General features: G+C 61.4%; 23 protein-coding genes. 12 read left to right on the top strand and 11 right to left on the bottom strand.

The annotated features are described in order from the left end of the window. Positions 1-69: 69 nt before the first annotated feature. Entirely contained in the window at positions 70-1,176 is a 1,107-nt protein-coding gene (locus FJV83_RS06865) for an alpha/beta hydrolase (RefSeq protein ID WP_179295906.1), read from the bottom strand. Between the two features lie 430 nt (positions 1,177-1,606). Between FJV83_RS06865 and ilvA the strand changes: the two genes are divergently transcribed. Together ilvA and FJV83_RS06875 are read left to right on the top strand one after the other, a co-directional pair. Beyond that, positions 1,607-2,863 carry a threonine ammonia-lyase IlvA gene (gene ilvA / locus FJV83_RS06870; RefSeq protein WP_142884680.1) on the top strand — a complete coding sequence of 419 codons (1,257 nt, stop codon included), beginning with the start codon at positions 1,607-1,609 and terminating at the stop codon, positions 2,861-2,863. Then, positions 2,860-3,417: a DUF1697 domain-containing protein gene (locus FJV83_RS06875; RefSeq protein WP_142884679.1), complete on the top strand. Its 558-nt coding sequence runs from the start codon at positions 2,860-2,862 to the stop codon at positions 3,415-3,417. Before ilvA ends, FJV83_RS06875 begins: the two co-directional genes overlap by 4 nt. Positions 3,418-3,464: 47 nt before the next feature. Here the strand turns inward: FJV83_RS06875 and FJV83_RS06880 are convergent, their stop codons facing one another. Beyond that, positions 3,465-3,758 carry a DUF2218 domain-containing protein gene (locus tag FJV83_RS06880; RefSeq protein ID WP_095791515.1) on the bottom strand — a complete coding sequence of 98 codons (294 nt, stop codon included), beginning with the start codon at positions 3,756-3,758 and terminating at the stop codon, positions 3,465-3,467. Between the two features lie 145 nt (positions 3,759-3,903). Then, on the bottom strand, positions 3,904-4,344 hold the full coding sequence (gene gloA / locus FJV83_RS06885) for a lactoylglutathione lyase (RefSeq protein ID WP_010909179.1): 441 nt from the start codon (positions 4,342-4,344) through the stop codon (positions 3,904-3,906). 216 nt (positions 4,345-4,560) lie between these two features. Between gloA and FJV83_RS06890 the strand changes: the two genes are divergently transcribed. From FJV83_RS06890 to FJV83_RS06900, 3 genes are read left to right on the top strand one after another with little or no spacing between them, the layout of a single operon-like run. After that, on the top strand, positions 4,561-5,157 hold the full coding sequence (locus tag FJV83_RS06890; RefSeq protein WP_032920553.1) for a cold-shock protein: 597 nt from the start codon (positions 4,561-4,563) through the stop codon (positions 5,155-5,157). 24 nt (positions 5,158-5,181) lie between these two features. After that, positions 5,182-5,742 (top strand): DUF192 domain-containing protein, encoded by a 561-nt coding sequence (locus FJV83_RS06895; RefSeq protein WP_142884678.1) that lies wholly within the window; start codon positions 5,182-5,184, stop codon positions 5,740-5,742. 19 nt (positions 5,743-5,761) lie between these two features. Further along, positions 5,762-6,529 (top strand): alpha/beta hydrolase, encoded by a 768-nt coding sequence (locus FJV83_RS06900; RefSeq protein ID WP_142884677.1) that lies wholly within the window; start codon positions 5,762-5,764, stop codon positions 6,527-6,529. Between the two features lie 130 nt (positions 6,530-6,659). Here FJV83_RS06900 and speB read toward each other — a convergent pair whose 3' ends face one another. Together speB and FJV83_RS06910 are read right to left on the bottom strand one after the other, a co-directional pair. Beyond that, on the bottom strand, positions 6,660-7,631 hold the full coding sequence (gene speB, locus FJV83_RS06905; protein WP_095788208.1) for an agmatinase: 972 nt from the start codon (positions 7,629-7,631) through the stop codon (positions 6,660-6,662). 107 nt (positions 7,632-7,738) lie between these two features. After that, entirely contained in the window at positions 7,739-8,344 is a 606-nt protein-coding gene (locus FJV83_RS06910) for a hypothetical protein (protein WP_142884676.1), read from the bottom strand. A gap of 246 nt (positions 8,345-8,590) precedes the next feature. Between FJV83_RS06910 and cysE the strand changes: the two genes are divergently transcribed. Further along, on the top strand, positions 8,591-9,439 hold the full coding sequence (cysE, locus tag FJV83_RS06915; protein ID WP_095770865.1) for a serine O-acetyltransferase: 849 nt from the start codon (positions 8,591-8,593) through the stop codon (positions 9,437-9,439). Positions 9,440-9,592: 153 nt separating this feature from the next. After that, positions 9,593-9,796, top strand: a complete 204-nt coding sequence (locus FJV83_RS06920) for a DUF3126 family protein (RefSeq protein ID WP_019857879.1) — start codon at positions 9,593-9,595, stop codon at positions 9,794-9,796. Between the two features lie 48 nt (positions 9,797-9,844). Here FJV83_RS06920 and FJV83_RS06925 read toward each other — a convergent pair whose 3' ends face one another. After that, positions 9,845-10,576: a hypothetical protein gene (locus FJV83_RS06925; RefSeq protein WP_142884675.1), complete on the bottom strand. Its 732-nt coding sequence runs from the start codon at positions 10,574-10,576 to the stop codon at positions 9,845-9,847. Between the two features lie 117 nt (positions 10,577-10,693). Between FJV83_RS06925 and FJV83_RS06930 the strand changes: the two genes are divergently transcribed. Both FJV83_RS06930 and FJV83_RS06935 read left to right on the top strand, forming a co-directional pair. Then, a complete protein-coding gene (locus FJV83_RS06930; protein ID WP_095791511.1) occupies positions 10,694-11,029 on the top strand; it encodes a hypothetical protein in 336 nt (111 codons plus the stop codon). 19 nt (positions 11,030-11,048) lie between these two features. After that, on the top strand, positions 11,049-11,576 hold the full coding sequence (locus FJV83_RS06935; RefSeq protein WP_142884674.1) for a gamma carbonic anhydrase family protein: 528 nt from the start codon (positions 11,049-11,051) through the stop codon (positions 11,574-11,576). Between the two features lie 52 nt (positions 11,577-11,628). Here the strand turns inward: FJV83_RS06935 and FJV83_RS06940 are convergent, their stop codons facing one another. Both FJV83_RS06940 and FJV83_RS06945 read right to left on the bottom strand, forming a co-directional pair. Continuing rightward, positions 11,629-12,219, bottom strand: a complete 591-nt coding sequence (locus FJV83_RS06940) for an ankyrin repeat domain-containing protein (RefSeq protein WP_246691811.1) — start codon at positions 12,217-12,219, stop codon at positions 11,629-11,631. 104 nt (positions 12,220-12,323) lie between these two features. Continuing rightward, on the bottom strand, positions 12,324-12,674 hold the full coding sequence (locus FJV83_RS06945; RefSeq protein WP_185973280.1) for an HNH endonuclease: 351 nt from the start codon (positions 12,672-12,674) through the stop codon (positions 12,324-12,326). Between the two features lie 412 nt (positions 12,675-13,086). Here FJV83_RS06945 and FJV83_RS06950 point away from each other — a divergent pair, with 412 nt between their 5' ends. Further along, positions 13,087-13,746 carry a DUF2726 domain-containing protein gene (locus FJV83_RS06950; RefSeq protein ID WP_095770291.1) on the top strand — a complete coding sequence of 220 codons (660 nt, stop codon included), beginning with the start codon at positions 13,087-13,089 and terminating at the stop codon, positions 13,744-13,746. 116 nt (positions 13,747-13,862) lie between these two features. On the opposite strand, the gene FJV83_RS06955 is transcribed toward FJV83_RS06950, so the two are convergent. The 3 genes from FJV83_RS06955 to FJV83_RS06965 form a co-directional block, all read right to left on the bottom strand. After that, positions 13,863-14,471, bottom strand: coding sequence for a transglutaminase-like cysteine peptidase (locus FJV83_RS06955; protein ID WP_095770290.1), 609 nt, complete (start codon positions 14,469-14,471; stop codon positions 13,863-13,865). Positions 14,472-14,757: 286 nt separating this feature from the next. Then, complete coding sequence (locus tag FJV83_RS06960) at positions 14,758-15,375, bottom strand: PilZ domain-containing protein (protein ID WP_010909193.1); 618 nt, start codon at positions 15,373-15,375, stop codon at positions 14,758-14,760. A gap of 119 nt (positions 15,376-15,494) precedes the next feature. Next, on the bottom strand, positions 15,495-16,127 hold the full coding sequence (locus FJV83_RS06965; protein ID WP_095770862.1) for a PAS domain-containing protein: 633 nt from the start codon (positions 16,125-16,127) through the stop codon (positions 15,495-15,497). Positions 16,128-16,516: 389 nt separating this feature from the next. Here FJV83_RS06965 and FJV83_RS06970 point away from each other — a divergent pair, with 389 nt between their 5' ends. Both FJV83_RS06970 and FJV83_RS06975 read left to right on the top strand, forming a co-directional pair. Further along, the gene (locus FJV83_RS06970) at positions 16,517-17,275 is read left to right on the top strand and encodes a rhomboid family intramembrane serine protease (RefSeq protein ID WP_142884672.1); all 759 of its coding nucleotides are present in this window, start codon (positions 16,517-16,519) and stop codon (positions 17,273-17,275) included. A gap of 88 nt (positions 17,276-17,363) precedes the next feature. Continuing rightward, the gene (locus FJV83_RS06975; RefSeq protein ID WP_010909196.1) at positions 17,364-17,795 is read left to right on the top strand and encodes a CBS domain-containing protein; all 432 of its coding nucleotides are present in this window, start codon (positions 17,364-17,366) and stop codon (positions 17,793-17,795) included. The last annotated feature ends 48 nt before the right edge of the window (positions 17,796-17,843 follow it).

Consider the following 17,843-nt stretch of genomic DNA (forward strand, 5'->3'; position numbering starts at 1 on the left):
GGTCCAGTTCAAAGTGGCCCGATACCTCGTGAATGGTGAACAGGCACGGCGAAATTCGCGCCGCCGCATCTACTGCCCGAGCAGGCTGACGCGGTCGGTCACGTCCCTGTCGCTGGCAAAACCGTCATCTTCGCGCAGCCGCTGGCCGATCATCTTCACCAAGGCCGGATTGTCGGCGAATTTCGTATGGTTGAAGCTGTCGCTGCCCTTGACCTTGGAGAGATCGACCACCGTCACGCCGTAGGAGGCAAGATCGGCAGCATCCTTGTAGTCGCCGACGCGTGGCCGTGAACCGGCGATCAGGCCGGAAAGCCTCAGCGCGCGGTCGTCGTCGGACAACAGCAGGATGAACGGCTTGTCGGGCTTGCCATAGCGGCGCATCTGGCTCTTGAACACGTCGACATCGATGTCCGGCGAGGCCAGCACCACGTCGCCGAGCTTGCCGCCAAGGTCGCGGTCGCCGCTGATGGCCATCTGGCGCAGGGTTTCCATGGTCACCCAGGTTCCCATCGAATGCGCGACAATGTCGATGCGGCGCGCACCGGACTGCTGCAGCATGCGCAATGTCACTTCGAGCTGGTCACGTGCGGCGCTGGCACTTTCCTTGTCATAGACATAGTCGGTGGTCTTGGCGCCCGATGCCCAGGAAAACAGCATCGGCGTGCCCGGATAGCCGGAATCGTGGACGATCTGGGTGAGACGGTAGACCGCGTCGTCGAAACCGGTGTTGTAGCCATGCACGAAGACCATGACGCGGCCGCCGCGCGCCGCGATATCGGCGTTGAGCGCGCTGGAGAATTTCGGCTGTGTGTCGTAGCCGACAACCTCGGAGGCCATGAAATATTTGGCCGGGTCATCCGACTTGCCGCGGGAGCGCCGTTCGATCTGGCCGGTCGTGTGGATCCCCGGAACGGTGACGTTGACGCGGGCATAGTTCAGCGTCGCCGAGCGCTCGCCATCGAAAACCTTGTTGGGATCGTCGGATTTCTTGCGCGTCGTGGTGATGAAGATCGAGTGGTTGCCGGCGATATCCGTCACCGGCGCGGCGACGATGGCGCTGCCAAGCAATTCCTGCGTTTGCGGGCCGGCGCAGCCGGCGACGAGCAAGGCGAGACAAACAGTAACGATCTTCTTCAAAGGCACGCCTGAAATTTCCACTCCGGCCAAAAGGCCCATCTACCCCCGCGACACCTCCCGGACAGGGAGAGTGCGGCAGAACTAAGTCGTGTCCAGCCGAAATGTGGTCAGCGCCTGGCTACGACCATCGGACTGTTGCGCGAAAGCCAAAGTGGCGGAGGAAAAGCCGGGAAAAGGGCAGCCACCTCCAGCTCGAGGCGGATGCCGGATGCGTCGGCCGCGAAGGCTCGCGTCGCTTCGATTTCGCGACCAGTCGATACAACGGAATGAACAAATGGGTACAAGCGCTTGCGAATATTATACGAATTTCGGCTGAAGAGAGTTGCGAACGACCGGACAATGGCGTTGCGGGGCCGGATATGCCATAGGCAGGATCGGCTGTGAGAGATCAGCGTGCAATAAACACACGCTGCGCGGCCATGTCGATGACAAGGGTCCGCGCGGACATGCGGCACAAGGTGGCTTCCCGATGAACAGTTTCTCCTCCCGCGTTGCCACCGCGGCCGCTGCGATCCGCCAGATCTTTCCGGAAACGCCGCTGCAGGAAAACGACTATTTGTCGAAGAAGACCGGCGCCCGGGTGCTGCTGAAGCGCGAGGATCTGAGCCCAGTGCGCTCCTACAAGATCCGTGGCGCCTTCAATTTCTTCCGCAAGGCGCTTGCCGCCGGCAACCAGGCCGAACTGTTCGTCTGCGCGTCGGCCGGCAACCATGCCCAGGGTTTTGCCTTCGTCTGCCGCCATTTCGGCAAAAAGGGCGTGGTGTTCATGCCGGTGACGACGCCGCAGCAGAAAATCGACAAGACCAGGTTGTTCGGCGGCGATTTCGTCGAGATCAGGCTGGTCGGCGACTTTTTCGACGACTGCTATCGCGCCGCTTTCGAATTCACCGAAAGCTCCGGCGCTCACATGGTGCCCCCCTTCGACCACAAGGACATTATCGAGGGTCAGGCGACGGTCGCCTATGAGATCGCGGACCAGATGCCGGGTGCGCGCATGCCCGACATCATCATGCTGCCGGTCGGCGGTGGCGGGCTCGCCGCCGGCGTCACGCATTATTTCGCCGACCAAGGCCGGGAGGCGCGTTTCGTCTTTTGCGAACCGGCCGGCGCGCCGAGCCTGCATGACAGCCTCGCGGCGGGAAAACGGCTGAAGCTCGCCAAGGTCGACAACTTCGTCGATGGCGCGGCGGTGGCCGAGATCGGCCGCGAACCCTTGCGGTATCTCAAGGAATTCGCCGCCGATACGGTGCGGCTGATCCCGGAAAACCGGCTCTGCGCGACCATGATCGAGATGCTCAATGTCGAAGGCGTCGTGCTCGAACCGGCCGGCGCGTTGGCCATCGATTCGTTGAAGGATTTTTCCAGGAAAGAGATCCGCGGCAAGACCATTGTCGCCGTGGTTTCGGGCGGCAATTTCGATTTCGAGCGGCTGCCGGATGTCAAGGAACGAGCGTTGCGCTTCGAAGGCCTGAAGAAATACTTCATCATCCGCTTCCCGCAGCGGCCGGGCGCGCTGCGCGACTTCCTCGAAATGTTGGGTCCGGACGACGACATCGCGCGCTTCGAGTATCTGAAGAAGTCGGCGCGCAATTTCGGCTCGGTGCTGATCGGCATCGAAACCAAGGACCGTCGCAATTTCGACCTGCTGAAGGCAAATTTCGACACCGAGGGCGTCCAGTATCAGGACATCACCGACAACGAGACATTGGCGGGCTTCATCATATGAGCGCAAAGGTCTTCATCGCCCTGTTTTCCGGCATCAATGTCGGCGGCAACCGCATCGTCAAGATGGCGGAGCTGCGCTCGTTCTTCGAGGATCTCGGCTTTTCCGGCGTCGCCACCTATGTGCAGAGCGGCAATGTCGTGTTCCGGGCCGGCAAAGGCGGCGCCGCCGCGCTGACCAGACAAATCGAAGCGGCGTTCGAGAAGAAATGGGGTTTTCATTCGCGCATCATGGTGCGCGATCTTTCCTGGTTGGGACGGCTGGTGAGCGAAAATCCCTATCCGGAAGCGGCCGCCGACCACACCAAGCTCCACGCCTATGCGCTGGAGCGTGAGCCGACCGCCGAAGAGGTGGCGCGGCTGGCTGAAAAATGCACCGGCCCCGAGCGCTTCGAAGTCAAGGGAGACGTGCTCTACCTCAGCGCGCCGGACGGGCTCGGCAAGTCAGTCTTCGCCAACCTCATTCCGCGCGTTCTGAAGGTGCCGGGCACCGCGCGCAACTGGCGCTCGGTGTTGGCGCTGCTGGAGATGGCCGGCCGGGCCGGCGGGAAAGCATGACCCCGAAAAATGGGTACCGGTTTTCAGGATCGTGCTCAAACAAACACCTACGCTGCCGTCGCCGGCTTCCAGTCGAAGGTCAGTTCTTCGCGGAAGGCAAAGCGCTTGATGTGGTCGGCCACGACACTTTCCAGGCGCTCGAGCGATCCCGCTTCGTCGGTTGACACCACGATGTGCAACGCTGCCGTGTCCGCATCCATGACAGTACGGCCGAGCGACAGATCGATCGTGCCATGGGTGGGATCGAATTCGACGGGAAATTTGTGCGCCCAGTGCTTGCACAGCTGCTGCAGATAGCGGCTGGCATGTTCGGTGGGGACATCGGCACGGCTGGTCGGCATGAGTGAACTCTCCGGAAGGGCAGGCGCCCATTGCTTGACATGGCGCCAGACCTGTCAGGCTGGCGCCATGTTCGGGTAGATAGGTGTCTTCGTGAAAAACGCCAAAAGGCGGCCGGGCAACTTCCGCCCGGTGCCAGGCCGACGCCTACCAGCTTCCCGTGTTGGCCATCGAAGCCCAGGGTTCGGCCTTGGCTTTCGCCGGGCCCTTCTGCAGAAGCTCGATCGAAATGCCGTCCGGCGATCTGATGAAGGCCATGTTGCCGTCGCGCGGCGGCCGGTTGATGGTGACGCCATTGTCCATCAGATGCTGGCAGGTGGCGTAGATGTCATCGACCTCATAGGCGAGGTGGCCGAAATTGCGTCCGCCCTTGTAGTCTTCCGGATCCCAGTTGTAGGTGAGTTCAATCAGCGGCGCCTTGTCGTTGATGCCGCTCTGCTCATCTTCGGAGGCGGCGAGGAAGATCAGCGTGAAGCGGCCCTGCTCGTTTTCGTAGCGGCGGACCTCCTTCAGCCCGAGCTTGTTGCAGTAGAAATCGAGCGAGGCATCGACGTCGGCGACGCGGACCATGGTGTGCAGATAGCGCATGAGTTTTCCTCGATCTGTTGGGATGCGGCGCAACATAGGGTCGGCCCGGCGAAAGGGCAATCTCCCGCGGCCGGCGATGCCGGCAAAGAACAAATCCGGTATTCCCGCAATGAACCGTGAAAAAAGGCAGGGAAGGTCTTGCACACACCGGAAGCCGCGGTGTTAATCTGGTGTCAAGAATCAGTTGCGGTGTTCTTGAAAAAAGGGGGCATTCTTATGGGGGAAAAGGCCTCTTTGACGGGGCGGGCCGGAACCCTTGGCGACGCCTTGAAGCGCGACGAAGGCGGCGACGCCGCCGACCTGACCGAAATTGCCGGCGCCATCAAGTGGTTCGATGTGGCCAAGGGTTATGGGTTCATCCTACCCGATGACGGTGTCTCGGGCGATATCCTCCTCCATGTGACATGCCTTCGACGCGACGGTTTCCAGACTGCCCTGGAGGGCGCGCGCGTGGTCTGCCTTGTCAAGCAGGGCGATCGCGGGCTGCAGGCCTTTCGCGTGCTTTCCATGGATGTCACCACCGCCGTCCATCCCGCCGAAATGCAGGAACAGCGCACCCATGTCGCGGTGACGCCGGAGAGCGGACTCGAACGCGCTTTGGTCAAGTGGTTCAACCGCACCAAGGGCTTCGGCTTCCTGACGCGCGGCGAAGGCACCGAGGACATTTTCGTCCATATGGAAACCTTGCGCCGCTATGGCATCACCGAGCTTCGGCCGGGGCAGGTCGTGCTTGTCCGTTTCGGCCGCGGTGATAAAGGCCTTATGGCCGCCGAAATTCACCCCGATATGGGCACCTTGCCGGTTTCGCACTAGGACGATTTCGGCAGAGGATCGTGGATGACTCGCAGGAACTGGCTGACGGCGGGCGTTTTTTGCGCCATTGCGGCCGTGATCGTGGCCGCAGGCGCTTTCTTCTATTCGGAACGGGCGACCTCGGCCGACAGTCGGGCGATGATCCTTCCGGTCGACCCGACGCCGCTGGTCGTGGTGACGAAAGATGGGAATCGCTCCTTCTCGATCGAAATCGCCGACAACGACGCGGAGCGCGAGGCCGGCTTGATGTATCGCCAGGACATGGCGGACGATCACGGCATGCTGTTTGTCTTCGAGATACAGCAACAGGTCAGTTTCTGGATGCAGAACACGCCGATGCCGCTGGACCTGATCTTTGTCGGCCAGGATGGCAAGATCCGGGCCGTCAAACATGGCGAGCCGCAATCCCAGGCCATCATTTCGCCCGGCGTGCCCGTGCGCTTCGTGCTCGAGCTCAAGGCCGGCGCCGCCGCCAAATACGGCATCGGGTATGGCGACCTCTTGCGCCACCCGGCAATTGGCACCGTATCCGGGCCTGGCATGCCACCGCCGGACAATGGTGACGCACCCAACGGCGGCGGCTGAACGCGAGGTGGGGCAGCCGATGCAGTTCTTCTCTCATGACCGGTTCGATCTTGCCTTCCTCGACCGCCAACCGGCATCGGGGCAGGGTGATCCCGTGCTCATGATCCACGGCTTCGCCTCGAGCCACTACGTCAACTGGGTGTCGCCCGGCTGGTTCAAGACGCTCAACGATGCCGGGTATCGCGCCATTGCCTTCGACAATCGCGGCCATGGCTCGTCATCGAAGAGCTATGACGAGGCTGACTATACGCCGGCGAAAATGGCCTCGGATGCCGCAGCCTTGCTCGATCATCTCGGCATCGAACGGGCCCATGTCATGGGCTATTCGATGGGCGCTCGCATCGCGGCGTTTCTGGCTCTGTCGGATCCGGACAAGGTGGCGACGCTGGTCTTTGGCGGCCTCGGCATCGGCATGATCGATGGCGTCGGCGATTGGGATCCGATTGCCGACGCCCTGCTTGTCGACGATCCGGCCACGACCACCCATCCGCGCGGCCGCTCTTTCCGCGCTTTCGCCGACCAGACCCGCAGCGATCGCCGGGCGCTTGCCGCCTGCATCGCCACATCGCGGGAGTTGCTGAGCGAGGATGATATTGCCCGCATCGCCCAGCCGACGCTGGTCGCAGTCGGCACCACAGACGACATTGGCGGCTCGCCAGACGACCTCGCCGCCCTGATGCCGAACGCCAGGGCTTTCCACATCGAGGGCAGGGACCATATGCTGGCGGTCGGGGACAAAACCTTCAAGAAACGCGTGCTGGAGTTTTATGCTGAATATCCGCTTTGAGCGGTCTGCCTGTGGGCTGGCGCGTTCCAACGACAATCGCACCCTTGGCCTGCTGGGGATCGTTCTCAACGGGCTATCGGTGGCGGCGGGCTGCCCATCCTCGCGGCAATGGCGCCGACCATGGGAGCCTTCACCTGATCTTGCGCGTTCTCGCTTCATGGACCGACTTCGCCAGCACGCATAGCAATTCGAACATCATCGTCGCACCCGCCAGCGCCGTCATGCTGCCGAGATCGAATGGCGGCGCCACTTCCACGACATCGGCGCCGACAATGTGCAATCCGTCGAGTAGGCGGACCATTTCCTGCGCCTCTCGGGTGGTGAAGCCGCCGAGCTCGGGCGTGCCTGTTCCCGGCGCCATCGACGGGTCGATGCAGTCGATGTCGAAGGTCACATAAGTCGGGCCGGTTCCGGCGATGGCGCACGCTTCTTCCATGACGCTGGCCGCGCCGCGCCGGACGAACTCCTCCATGTAGATGATGCGAATGCCCTGGGCGACCGCCCAGTCATGCTCGCCGGGCTCATAGATCGAGCCGCGAATGCCGATCTGCACGACCCGTTTGGGATCGAGCAGTTCCTCTTCGATGGCGCGGCGGAACGGCGTGCCGTGCGTGTAGGGATTGTCGCCGAAATAACGGTCATTGGTGTCGGAATGCGCATCGAAATGGATCATGCCCACCGGACGATCCTTGGCGACGGCTCGCAGCACCGGCAAAGTCGTCAGATGATCGCCGCCGGCGGCGAGCGGAATGGCGCCTGCCGCCACGATCGCAGCGACGCCGTCCTCGATGCGCTTCAACCCGTCCATCAGGTTGATCGGATTGACCGAGAGGTCGCCGACATCGGCGACATTGGCAATGCTGAACGGTTCGATGCCCGACACATGGTGGGCGCGCCGCATCAGGCTCGACTGGTTGCGGATCTCGCGGGGGCCGTGCCGTGCGCCGGCGCGGTTGGTCGTGCCGCCATCCCACGGTATGCCGACGAGCGCGATATCGAGCCCTTCGGCGCTCGCCACCGCCGGCAGCCGCATGAAGGTCGAGAGCCCGGCAAAACGGGGAACGGCCGAGGCATCGACCGGCTGGAAGAAATTGCTGCTCATAATGTCGGCACCTCAGAAGAATTCACGTTTGACGATTTCGGCGATCCGCCCCTCGCAGTCTGGCTTCTTGTGGCCGCATGCAAAAGCCCCGCGCACCCCGGCGAAAATCACGAGGTCCTTTGCAAGGCCTCCAGCGAGCGCGCCATGTTCAGCCTGGCCTGCGGCTCGAAGCGCTGGCGAAATTCCTCGGTGAGGAAAATGCGCGGGCGGGCTAGGAAATCCTTCAGCACGGCACTTCGCCCGGCACGCCACATCGGCTCCTCCACCCAGCCATATTCGCGGCGGACCGCGCGTTCATAGGCGTCGAACGCATCCGGCGCGGCGCCCAGGATCGACAGATCCATGTCGAGGAAGAGGCTGGCGTCGCGTGTGGCCGCGTCGTCATCGAACCCGGGCAACTGGTGCGTGGCGGTGGCGAGGATCATCGCGCCGATGCGGTCCAGGCGCTCCGGGTCGGTTCGGCTCGCGAGCTTTTGCGCGGCAAGCGCCGCACTTCTGGCCTCATTGTCCTTGGCCTTGCTGTCATAGATGGCGTCGTGGAACCAGATCGCCGCTTCGACGGCTTCCGGATCGCCGAGCAGCGCTCGGTAATCGCCGGCCAGCGCCAGCATCGCCTCGATATGGGCAAGGTTGTGATAGTGACGGCTTTCGGCCAGGTAGAGCGCCGCGAGTTCCCGTTTCAGCGGTTCGTCGATCAAGGGCTGGTCTTCCATGTTGGTCATCCGTCCAGTTAATCGATCTCAGCCTCTTCGAGCCAGTCACTCGGATCGTCCGGCCGCTGGGCGCGAAAGGCAGCTTTCCGGCGACTCAGCGATCAAGGGTTCGTTTTCCATGGCCGCTTGAATTCCTGCGGACCAAATCCATTTGACACAGCACTAAGGAAAATTGAGTTCAATCATGCTATGATCTGGCTTATATGTGCCGCCGGACAACAGGCAAGCCAGCAGGACGCGACGTCGATGAACAGCATCAGCATTTCCCGCCATAGCGCGTTGCAGCCGGTCGATCCGATCTGGCGTTCGATCCGCGACGAAGCGATGGACGCCGTCAACCGCGACCCCCTGCTTGCCGCGTTTCTCTATTCGACGATCCTCAACCAGGAGAGCCTGGAAGAGGCCGTCATCCACCGGATCGCCGAGCGGCTTGCCCACCAGGATATCGGCTCCGACCTGATCCGCCAGACCTTCAAGACCATGCTGGCCGACGACAAGGAATGGCCGACGACCGTGCGTGTCGACATCCAGGCCTATTACGACCGCGACCCGGCTTGCGACCGTTTCATCATGCCTGTGCTCTATTTCAAGGGCTTTCACGCCATTCAGACCCATAGGCTGGCGCATTGGCTGTGGACCCAGGGCCGCAAGGATTTCGCGCTCTATCTGCAGAGCCGCTCGTCCTCGGTCTTCCAGACCGATATCAACCCGGCCGCGCGCATAGGCAAGGGCATCTTCATCGATCACGCCACCGGCCTCGTCGTCGGCGAGACCGCGGTCATCGAGGACGATGTGTCGATCCTGCACGGCGTGACGCTGGGCGGCACCGGCAAGGCCGGCGGCGACCGCCATCCCAAGATCCGCCGCGGCGTGCTGATCGGCGCCGGCGCCAAGATTCTCGGCAATATCGAGATCGGCCATTGCTCCAAGGTCGCCGCCGGGTCGGTGGTGCTGTCACCCGTGCCGCACAACAAGACGGTTGCCGGTGTGCCGGCCCGCGTGGTCGGCGAGACCGGCTGCGACCAGCCTTCGCGCCAGATGGACCAGCTCCTGCCGTCGCAGTCGATGGACCAGGTGATCAGCTTCGATATCTGATTTCTGCGCCGGCGCGCCGTCCGGCGCGATTGCGATTTTGTCCGGCGGCGCTGCCGCTTGCGGTGCAATACGGCCGGCTTGCCTTTACATCGCCATTGTCGACGTGCCAGAAGCGCCCTTCAAACCAGCAAGCCCGATGATCGGAGAAGACTGTTGAAGCCGGACGAAATCAGAAAGCTGGACGCCTATTTCAAGCGCGTCTTCCAGAACCCCAAGCTTGAGGTCAAGGCACGGCCGCGCAAGGAAGATTCCGCCGAAGTCTATGTCGGTGACGAGTTCCTCGGCATCGTCTTCAAGGATGAGGACGACGGCGACTACAATTTCTCGATGGCGATCCTCGACATCGATCTGGGCTGATCCCGTATCAAATGGCAGGCCGCGCGAGGCGCGGCCTGCGACTGTCTCTCAATGTCCGCTCTTCAGCATTCGCCCGGCCTCAGCGGTCATTGCCGCGTCGAGTGCCTGCCAGTCGCCAAGGAATTCCTTGGGAAAACGGTAGGTGAGGCTGAGATCGTCGCCGACATGGATGTCGCGTTCGCACGGCGCCAGCGATTGACCGGCAGTCGGCCCGCTCAGGCAGCGGGCCACGAAAAGGTCCTTTCCCCCGCGCTTGCCGACCACCAGCACCTCGTTCAGGTAGCCTGATTTCTCATTGAAACCGTAGACCGTCGTGCCGCCTGGTCCCGGAATGCCGGGCTGGACGATCAGCGCGCTGTAGATCGGCGTGAACCGGCCGCTCATGTCGCGCGACATCATCTGCTGTTCGAAGGACAGGAAGATGATCTTCCTGTTGGCTTCCGAGTGATTGAAATCGTCGCGGGCCGCCTCGCTATACCCGTCCATCTGGGGATAGCGCAGATAAAGGTCGAGACGCGAAGCGATGCCGTCGCGCCGGGCCTGGTCGAAACGGATGAAATTGGCCGGCACGGAAATCACATTGTTGCCGATCACCACCCGGCGCACCGTCGTGTCGTCGGTATATCCGGCCATGGCGATGCTATGGCCGAACCATTTGCCGCCAAGGCTGATAGCGACCGACAGCAAGGCAAGTGCCGCGAAGGCATAGAACACCCGCTTCATCAGCGTGGAATCGACCACGGTGAGTTCAGGGCCGTCGGCGATCGCTGCCTGCTTCATCTCGGTCCTCATCCCAACCGCCATTTCCGGTGTCCCCCGGCGGCACACATCGCGCGGCACGGCTCTTGCAACCTTCCTGAAACGACTGTGCGATTTCATGGTAAATGGAGGGTTAAGATGGCTCAGATGGAACTCTTCCTGTTTGCTTTTGTCGTCGGGCTGACAGCGTGCGGGCTGACGGGCTCGACGATGGAATTGTTGTCGGGCCGCAAGGTCGCCTTCGCCGAGCCCTATGTATCCACCGCGCATGTGCTGCGCTCGCTGGCGGCCACCGCTGGTGCCGGGCCGTTCATGCTGGTCAATGATGCCCTCGATGCCCGCCGCGAGAAGCGCATTTCGACGATGGCGCTCTTGTCATGCGGTTGCACGGCGATTGCCTGGTCGCTGGCGCTGGGCATCGTCGTGCTTGCCATTGCCTCATGGACGATCCGTCTCTTAGGGTCCGGCATCTGAGACGATTCGGAGGCCGACAATGCCGCTTTATGCGATCGACGGAACGCAGCCCAGCTTCGACGACGCGGGTTCAAACTGGATCGCGCCCGATGCGACGCTGATCGGCGACGTGCGCGTTGGCCGCAATGCCGGTTTCTGGTTCGGCGTCGTCATTCGCGCAGACAATGAGCCGATCATTATCGGCGCCGACACCAATGTGCAGGAACACACGGTCATGCACACGGATCCGGGCTTTCCGCTGACCATCGGCGAGGGCTGCACGATTGGCCACCGGGCCATGCTGCATGGCTGCACGATCGGCGACAACAGCCTGATCGGCATGGGCGCCATCGTGCTGAACGGCGCCAGGATCGGCAAGAATTCGCTGGTCGGCGCCGGCGCGCTGGTCACCGAAGGCAAGGAATTTCCGGACAATTCGCTGATCGTCGGCTCACCGGCCAAGGCGATCAAGGTGCTGGACGACGCAGCCGTCGCCAGGCTGCGCGGCTCGGCCGCGCACTACGTCGCCAATGGCAAGCGCTTCAAGGCAGGGCTGAAGAAGGTCTGACGCCAGTTTCGGCCGATCCGTATCGCCACGGGGTGCGTCCCGGACCGGGCTATTATCTATTAGAGCCGCGCCCTGCCATGGCATCACGCAGCAATGAAGCACCGGCTTCAAAACCGGCAATGTCCGCTTCCTCGATGGCTGTCGCATAGTCATCGATGCGGGTTGCAAGAGTAGGGTCGGCGCCAGCCGCCAAAAGCAGGCGGATCGCCTCGGCGCTACGAACGGCCACCGAATAGTGTAGCGGCGTCCAGTCGTTCACGCCCCGCATATTGGGATCGGCGCCAGCCTCGATCAACATCTGGATGATTTCCGGTCGGTCGGCCCGGTCGGTGGACAGCGCGGCAATGATTGCCGGAAACCCGCCGTGATCCCCGTAATTCGGATCCGAGCCTGCATCCAGCAATGTCGAGATGAAGCCGACCGGGCTCCAATAGATCGCGTATTCCAAAGGATGTCCGAGGCCGAGTTCGAACGGCATACGTTCGTCGAACCAACGGGGCGAACCGCCCAGGGCTTTGCCAAGGCCATCGAAGTCGCCGGCCTTGAAGGCATCGTCGATCGCCTTGAACAGGCGATGGCGCTCGCATCGATCTTCCGGGATTTCCAACATCGCCGTGATCCAGAGGTGGCTTTGATCGCTCATACTGCGGCGATCAAAAGCCATTTGAAAGCAAGATCACGTACAAGGGTTGGCTTTGTCCGATGTCCGTAGCGGCCCACCACCATCCAAGTGCGTCGGACGTAATGTCATTTTAAAGAGTGATGACACTCACGCGGATGCCATTTCCCGGCCGCTATTCGCCTTCGGACGCGCTGCTGATAGGCAGCAGGCGACAGCGCATCTCGCACCCTATGCCGGGTGCGATTACAAAATTCGCATGCGGCAACAATGTTCTCGAGCCTGTCTTCGCCGCCACTTTTTTTTGGTTTCAGATGTTCAGCGGTGCAGCGGAATCGACCGAGCAATCCGAGAGGGAGATGACAGCGCTCCGAAAACGGCGCCGGATCTCCGCCCCACATCCGGAATTTGCAGTAGAAGCATCGCCAACCTTGCTTGTTGGCTTGAACGGTTCTGAGTTTTGCCAGTTTTTTGCTCATTTTACACATCCTTTTTCTTCATCAACATGAAGCGGATGTGCAGCAACCGTGATCGATTGCCCCTTATTCGGACGGGATAACCCTCGCACGAGACAACACTCTTTGAGTGCCACTCCGCAGTATTTTGTGGTAAATGCCGAGCGTAAGAACAGCATCCATCAGGTCACCCACAACGGCTTCCAGACGAACTTTAGAACGCCTCCACATACCTACGATATTCTAGAACTTGGCGACGATCAAGTCGATCTGGATACACCGGAGAATGGCGCGCTGTGCCGGAGCATTCTAAGAGTCGCGGAAAGTACGATGTGAAAGCGTCGCAAAATTGGTATTGCAGACCGCTCGACCCTTTACTGTTATAGTGGAACCTCCGGTTCCAACGAAGACCTGCATCGCGGAGGTAGCTTCTTGCATGCCACCCGAATTTAGCGAGCTTGTCCAGCAAATCATTCTGCCATTCGGCATGCTGTTGGCTGGCGTGATTGTCGGCATGGCCTTGGAGCGTTTCCTATCGAGGAAGCGGAGACAGGCGTGGAGGGAAAAGAACCGCTTGCGTTGGGCGAGAGAGCGCAGCGGCGGCGACATCCTTAGCGGCCTATGGATCGCCCCGAAGCCTGTTTCCGCACCACCGAAACCAACCGATCCCGCTGACCAATTGCGGATTGTCATGGGTGCGAACTTCACTATTCAACCGCTCCTCAACAAGAGCGAAGTGCGCGTCTTTAAGGAACTTGATCGCATGGTGATTGGCTGCAATCCGGGATGGCAAGTGATGGCTCAAGTGTCATTGGGCGAAATTCTGCATAGCACGGATGCCGTCGCCTACAGCTGCATCAACTCGAAGCGGGTGGACCTCCTTCTTGTAGACGAGAACTGTCAGCCTCGGCATGCACTCGAATACCAAGGCCATGCACATTATCAGGGTTCAGCGGCTGCGCGTGACGCGGTGAAAAAGGAAGCCTTGCGTCGAGCGGGCATCAGCTATCACGAGATCGTCGGCGGTCATACGACGCCGTCCGAACTTAGACAGCTAGTCCAAAGACTCGTAGAGAAGCCCGCATCGGCCCGGTAGCGATCACTAGCTTTGACCCCAGAAATGGCGGAGCCGGCCCGGGGACGGGGCCGGCTCCTTTGACCCGGTCGTTGGGGACGGGGAGGGTGGGGACTCGACCGGGTTTCTCGTTCGTCCTAGCGGACGCTGGCGACCGCGTCGGAGCGGCCGTCATTGATCGTCACCCAAACGCCGGAATTCTCCGCCGATTGACGTTTGAGATAGGTGTAGTCGGTGTCCGTCCAGGACAGCACCTTGGTTTCCAGATTGTCGAGGATGAACTCGCCGAGGCTGGTGCGCACGGTCAGCACGGCGTGGCCGTCGCCATTGGGCTGGCGCGCGACCGTCATCAGGAGATCGCCTGCCGGCACGCCCGCGTCCATCAGTTCGCGGCGCTTCTCCAGCGCATAGTCCTCGCAATCGCCATAGCCATTGTCGGGATAGGCCCAGTACTCCTCGACACCGTCGTTTTCCATGTCGGTGCGCGGCTTGATGCGGGTGTTGACCGAATTGTTGATGCTGACGATCGTCGCCCAGAGCTTGCGGCTCAGGTCGACCGGCGCGCCCTTGGGCGTCTTCTCGTTGCATTCGCCAGGGATGCGCTGGCAGAATTCATAGTGGCCAACAGGCTGTGTGGTACGGCCGCCAGTGTGCATATAGGCCGGTCCCGCGGCATATGCTGATCCCCAAGCGGAAAGCTGCATCGCCATTGCCATAAGCAACAGCTTGCCCCTCGTTTTTTTCATTTTCTAGTCTCCCCGTTCGAAGGAGACATTGCCACGGCTGGATTTATTTGACGCAAAAGCGCGAAGCAGACTTTAAGTAAAACGCCAATAGAATAAACATAAAATTTGAATCATTTGAGTATTGAATTGTTTGGATTGCCCGGGCGGCATCGGAGCGCATGCCCCGAAAGGCAGCCTGCCTGCTGGAAGCCAGCCCGGCCACTCGCGAAGGGACAAATCGCCGCCGGCCGGAAACAAAAAATCGGCCACGCAGGGCCGGTTAGCTTGCGGCGTCCGTTTGATCCGGTCAGGCGCGTGGCGTGTTGAATTCGGAATCGAGCGTCTCGGGGCGCTGGATGACGGCGAATTCGATGGCGACGCCATCCTCGAAATGACGAACGATCTGGCCGCGCATGGTGCCGAGCATGACCTGGACACCGATCGCCGGCTTGACGTCGATCTCGATCGCGGCGCCCGACAGCGACAGGTCGATGATCCGGCACTGGTATTGGCGGCCGTCGGTGAGCTGCAGCACGCTGGTCGGGTTGCGCGGCGCGACGCGCTCGTGGCGGCGGTCTTCCGGCAGGTCGAGTTCGTGCTTGTTGGCGAGCCAGGTCAGTTGCGCCGCCAGCTTGTCCTTCTTGCGGTCGGACGCAATCACCGTCATGGCGAAGCCATCCTGCAGCGTGCGCGTGACGACGCCTTCGATGCGGCCGATATGGTCGATATAGGCGATCACCTTTTCGCCGGGCATGCCGATGCGATCGGTGCGGAACGCGACATTGCCAGGCGACATGTCGACAACCTGGCAAGGGTGCTCGGTGCGGTCTTCCAGCATGAATCGCCCGTATATCTTGACCCGGACGCGCTGAAAGTTACGCCTTTCAGCTTGGGACGGTGCGTAGTCGACCGCCGCTGACCTCATGACTGCCTATACCCCGTTTGGCATTCCCGCGCGTCAATGCGAGGAACTTCATCACAGAAGTACAACAAAGCGGGTTAACAAAGGGGAAAAACGAGCCTGCGAGACCGTACGATCATCAACTATTCGTCGCGTCCACCGTCGAAGACGACGAGATGGCGGATGCGGCGCGCCCGGCCAAGCGCCGAGATCGTATCGGGCGCCTCGAGATCGGCTGGAACAAGCGAGGGAACGTCGATCGCCGGACGGTTGTTGAGCATCTCTTTCTCCGGATCGATGACACGGATCGAATCGATCATTGCGTCCGTGATCGGGTCGGCGCCCAGCCAGAACGGCTTCTCCGCGGCACTGATCACGCCAAGGCAGCGCGGGTTCTCGATGCCGCCGTCGAGCGGCAAGGCAAGCAATTCGAACTTGTTGGAGCGGCCATTGCGGCTGAAGCCCTCGAAATTGATCAGCACCACGGATTTCTGGTCGAAAACCCCGTGAATCAGCCGTGAGACCAGACGCTGATCCTTCTCGCGCCACAGCGACGGGAAGGAGAACCCCTTAAGTTCGCGGCCATAACAGGCGCAGAGCCTGGTGCCGGCGAGGCGGAAGACCGGTTGGCCGCGCGTGTCTCTTTCCAGGATGAACGTGTCGGCCAAAAGCGACTTGATATCGGCCGGCTCGACTTCCGATCGCTTCGGAGCAGGGCGTCCGTCACGCAGGCGGTTCCAATAATGGAACAGCGTGATCGATCCGTTTTGGTTCATGGTATGCTGCTCCGCGCATTCTGTCGTCTGATGTCCCATCGGTGAACAGAAGGGCGCCCTCCGATGACCTACATGCGTTGCGGAGCAGGAAGCGTGCCAGCGTCGTTAACACTTGTTCACGGGTCGGGGACGTTAAGGTTAACAACTGGTTTACGTTGCCCCCGAGCAGGCCCTGTGGCACACCAAAACCACTCCAGAAGCGGTCGTTTCGCGACGATCGGCAGCACTTCAGTCAAGAGTTTTAGGGGAGCAGGGGGCTAGACCGGCCGTTCAAGGGAAACCTTGGACGGCTTCTTTTTTGATTCGCACTGGGGCGATTCGCCGTTTGCGGTTCCAATGGCCGTGATCTAGATGCTCGCCAGGTCGAACAGCACCGAGTGCGATTGCAGATGAGCGAACAGCAAAATCCAACCGAGGCCGAGCCGGCCGAAAGCCTGCCGCCGCCTGTGCGCGAACCGGTGTTCAACCTGCCGCCGATCGTGCTGGCGGTGATCGGCATTTGCGCGGCCGTCTTCCTGTTGCAGCAATATGTGCTGAACGACGCGCAGCAGATGACGCTGCTCTACGATGGAGCCTTCATTCCCGTCCTTTATACCGGGCAATACGGCTTCGACTGGTTTCTGTTCACGCGCCCCTTCACCTATGCGTTCATGCATGGCGGTTTTGCCCATATCGCCGTCAACATGGTCTGGCTCGCCGCTTTTGGTTCGCCGCTGGCCAATCGCCTCGGCGGGATCTGGTTTGCTCTGTTCTTCGCCATTACCGGGCTGGCCGCCGTGGCGCTCTTCTGGGCCATGCACCCCTATGGCGAGGCACCGCTGGTCGGCGCCTCCGGCGCCATATCGGGCATGATGGGTGCGGCGGCGCGTTTCGGTTTCCGCACCGACCGCTCTGCAGGCAAGGCGGCCTTCGCCGGCCCCGTGCTGCCGATCGCGCTTGTCTTGCGTTCGCGCGGTGTCGTGATCTTCCTTGCCGTGTGGATGATCATCAACCTCGCCACCGGCCTGCTCGGATTTGCGCCTGGAGTAGATGGTCAGATCGCCTGGGAGGCTCATATTGGCGGCTTCGTCGCCGGCTTTTTCGGCCTGCGCTGGTTTGATCGGCGACGGCAGCCGCCGGAATGGGAGACCACCGACCCCCGCACTTGAAATGCAGCCGATCACGGCGCACGATGTTCACTCTTACGTGAAAGCCGGTCTGGGCAGGGAACCGGCAGGCGAAGCAGAGGAGGACGCCATGACGGTCAAGGCAATTCTGGAAAAAAAGGGCCACGACGTGTTGACGCTCGGGCCGAATGAAAAGCTCAGCGAAGCCATCCGCATCCTGGCCGAACACAAGATCGGCGCGCTGGTCATCACCAATGGCGATCACAAGATTGTCGGCATCCTGTCGGAGCGCGACATCGTGCGGGTTGTCGCCAAGGAAGGTGCCGCCGCGCTCGATATCGCCGTGCGTTCGGCAATGACGCCGAAGGTTAAGATCTGCAACGAGAACCACACCGTCAACGAGGTGATGGAGATCATGACGAGGGGCCGTTTCCGCCATCTGCCGGTGGAAAAGGACGGCCTGCTCGATGGCATCGTCTCCATCGGCGACGTGGTCAAGCGCCGCATCGAGGATGTCGAGCGCGAGGCGGATGAGATCAGGGCCTACATCGCCACCGCCTGAGCGGTGAAAGGAACCGCCGGCCGGAAACCCCGCCGGCGGAACCGTTGT

This window comes from Mesorhizobium sp. WSM4307 (assembly GCF_007003945.1).
GTDB lineage: Bacteria > Pseudomonadota > Alphaproteobacteria > Rhizobiales > Rhizobiaceae > Mesorhizobium.

What these genes read in the sequence shown, in the direction of transcription:
- FJV83_RS06925 (WP_142884675.1), bottom strand. Translation starts at nt 10,576, where the DNA reads ATGAAGCAGGCAGCGATCGCCGACGGCCCTGAACTCACCGTGGTCGAT.
- FJV83_RS06950 (WP_095770291.1), top strand. Translation starts at nt 13,087, where the DNA reads ATGCCACCCGAATTTAGCGAGCTTGTCCAGCAAATCATTCTGCCATTC.
- gloA (WP_010909179.1), bottom strand. Translation starts at nt 4,344, where the DNA reads ATGCGCTATCTGCACACCATGGTCCGCGTCGCCGACGTCGATGCCTCG.
- FJV83_RS06970 (WP_142884672.1), top strand. Translation starts at nt 16,517, where the DNA reads ATGAGCGAACAGCAAAATCCAACCGAGGCCGAGCCGGCCGAAAGCCTG.
- FJV83_RS06895 (WP_142884678.1), top strand. Translation starts at nt 5,182, where the DNA reads ATGACTCGCAGGAACTGGCTGACGGCGGGCGTTTTTTGCGCCATTGCG.
- FJV83_RS06910 (WP_142884676.1), bottom strand. Translation starts at nt 8,344, where the DNA reads ATGGAAGACCAGCCCTTGATCGACGAACCGCTGAAACGGGAACTCGCG.
- ilvA (WP_142884680.1), top strand. Translation starts at nt 1,607, where the DNA reads ATGAACAGTTTCTCCTCCCGCGTTGCCACCGCGGCCGCTGCGATCCGC.
- FJV83_RS06890 (WP_032920553.1), top strand. Translation starts at nt 4,561, where the DNA reads ATGGGGGAAAAGGCCTCTTTGACGGGGCGGGCCGGAACCCTTGGCGAC.
- FJV83_RS06955 (WP_095770290.1), bottom strand. Translation starts at nt 14,471, where the DNA reads ATGAAAAAAACGAGGGGCAAGCTGTTGCTTATGGCAATGGCGATGCAG.
- FJV83_RS06865 (WP_179295906.1), bottom strand. Translation starts at nt 1,176, where the DNA reads ATGGGCCTTTTGGCCGGAGTGGAAATTTCAGGCGTGCCTTTGAAGAAG.
- FJV83_RS06940 (WP_246691811.1), bottom strand. Translation starts at nt 12,219, where the DNA reads ATGAGCGATCAAAGCCACCTCTGGATCACGGCGATGTTGGAAATCCCG.
- FJV83_RS06930 (WP_095791511.1), top strand. Translation starts at nt 10,694, where the DNA reads ATGGCTCAGATGGAACTCTTCCTGTTTGCTTTTGTCGTCGGGCTGACA.
- FJV83_RS06975 (WP_010909196.1), top strand. Translation starts at nt 17,364, where the DNA reads ATGACGGTCAAGGCAATTCTGGAAAAAAAGGGCCACGACGTGTTGACG.
- FJV83_RS06965 (WP_095770862.1), bottom strand. Translation starts at nt 16,127, where the DNA reads ATGAACCAAAACGGATCGATCACGCTGTTCCATTATTGGAACCGCCTG.
- FJV83_RS06875 (WP_142884679.1), top strand. Translation starts at nt 2,860, where the DNA reads ATGAGCGCAAAGGTCTTCATCGCCCTGTTTTCCGGCATCAATGTCGGC.
- FJV83_RS06935 (WP_142884674.1), top strand. Translation starts at nt 11,049, where the DNA reads ATGCCGCTTTATGCGATCGACGGAACGCAGCCCAGCTTCGACGACGCG.
- FJV83_RS06945 (WP_185973280.1), bottom strand. Translation starts at nt 12,674, where the DNA reads ATGAGCAAAAAACTGGCAAAACTCAGAACCGTTCAAGCCAACAAGCAA.
- FJV83_RS06960 (WP_010909193.1), bottom strand. Translation starts at nt 15,375, where the DNA reads ATGAGGTCAGCGGCGGTCGACTACGCACCGTCCCAAGCTGAAAGGCGT.
- cysE (WP_095770865.1), top strand. Translation starts at nt 8,591, where the DNA reads ATGAACAGCATCAGCATTTCCCGCCATAGCGCGTTGCAGCCGGTCGAT.
- FJV83_RS06900 (WP_142884677.1), top strand. Translation starts at nt 5,762, where the DNA reads ATGCAGTTCTTCTCTCATGACCGGTTCGATCTTGCCTTCCTCGACCGC.
- FJV83_RS06880 (WP_095791515.1), bottom strand. Translation starts at nt 3,758, where the DNA reads ATGCCGACCAGCCGTGCCGATGTCCCCACCGAACATGCCAGCCGCTAT.
- speB (WP_095788208.1), bottom strand. Translation starts at nt 7,631, where the DNA reads ATGAGCAGCAATTTCTTCCAGCCGGTCGATGCCTCGGCCGTTCCCCGT.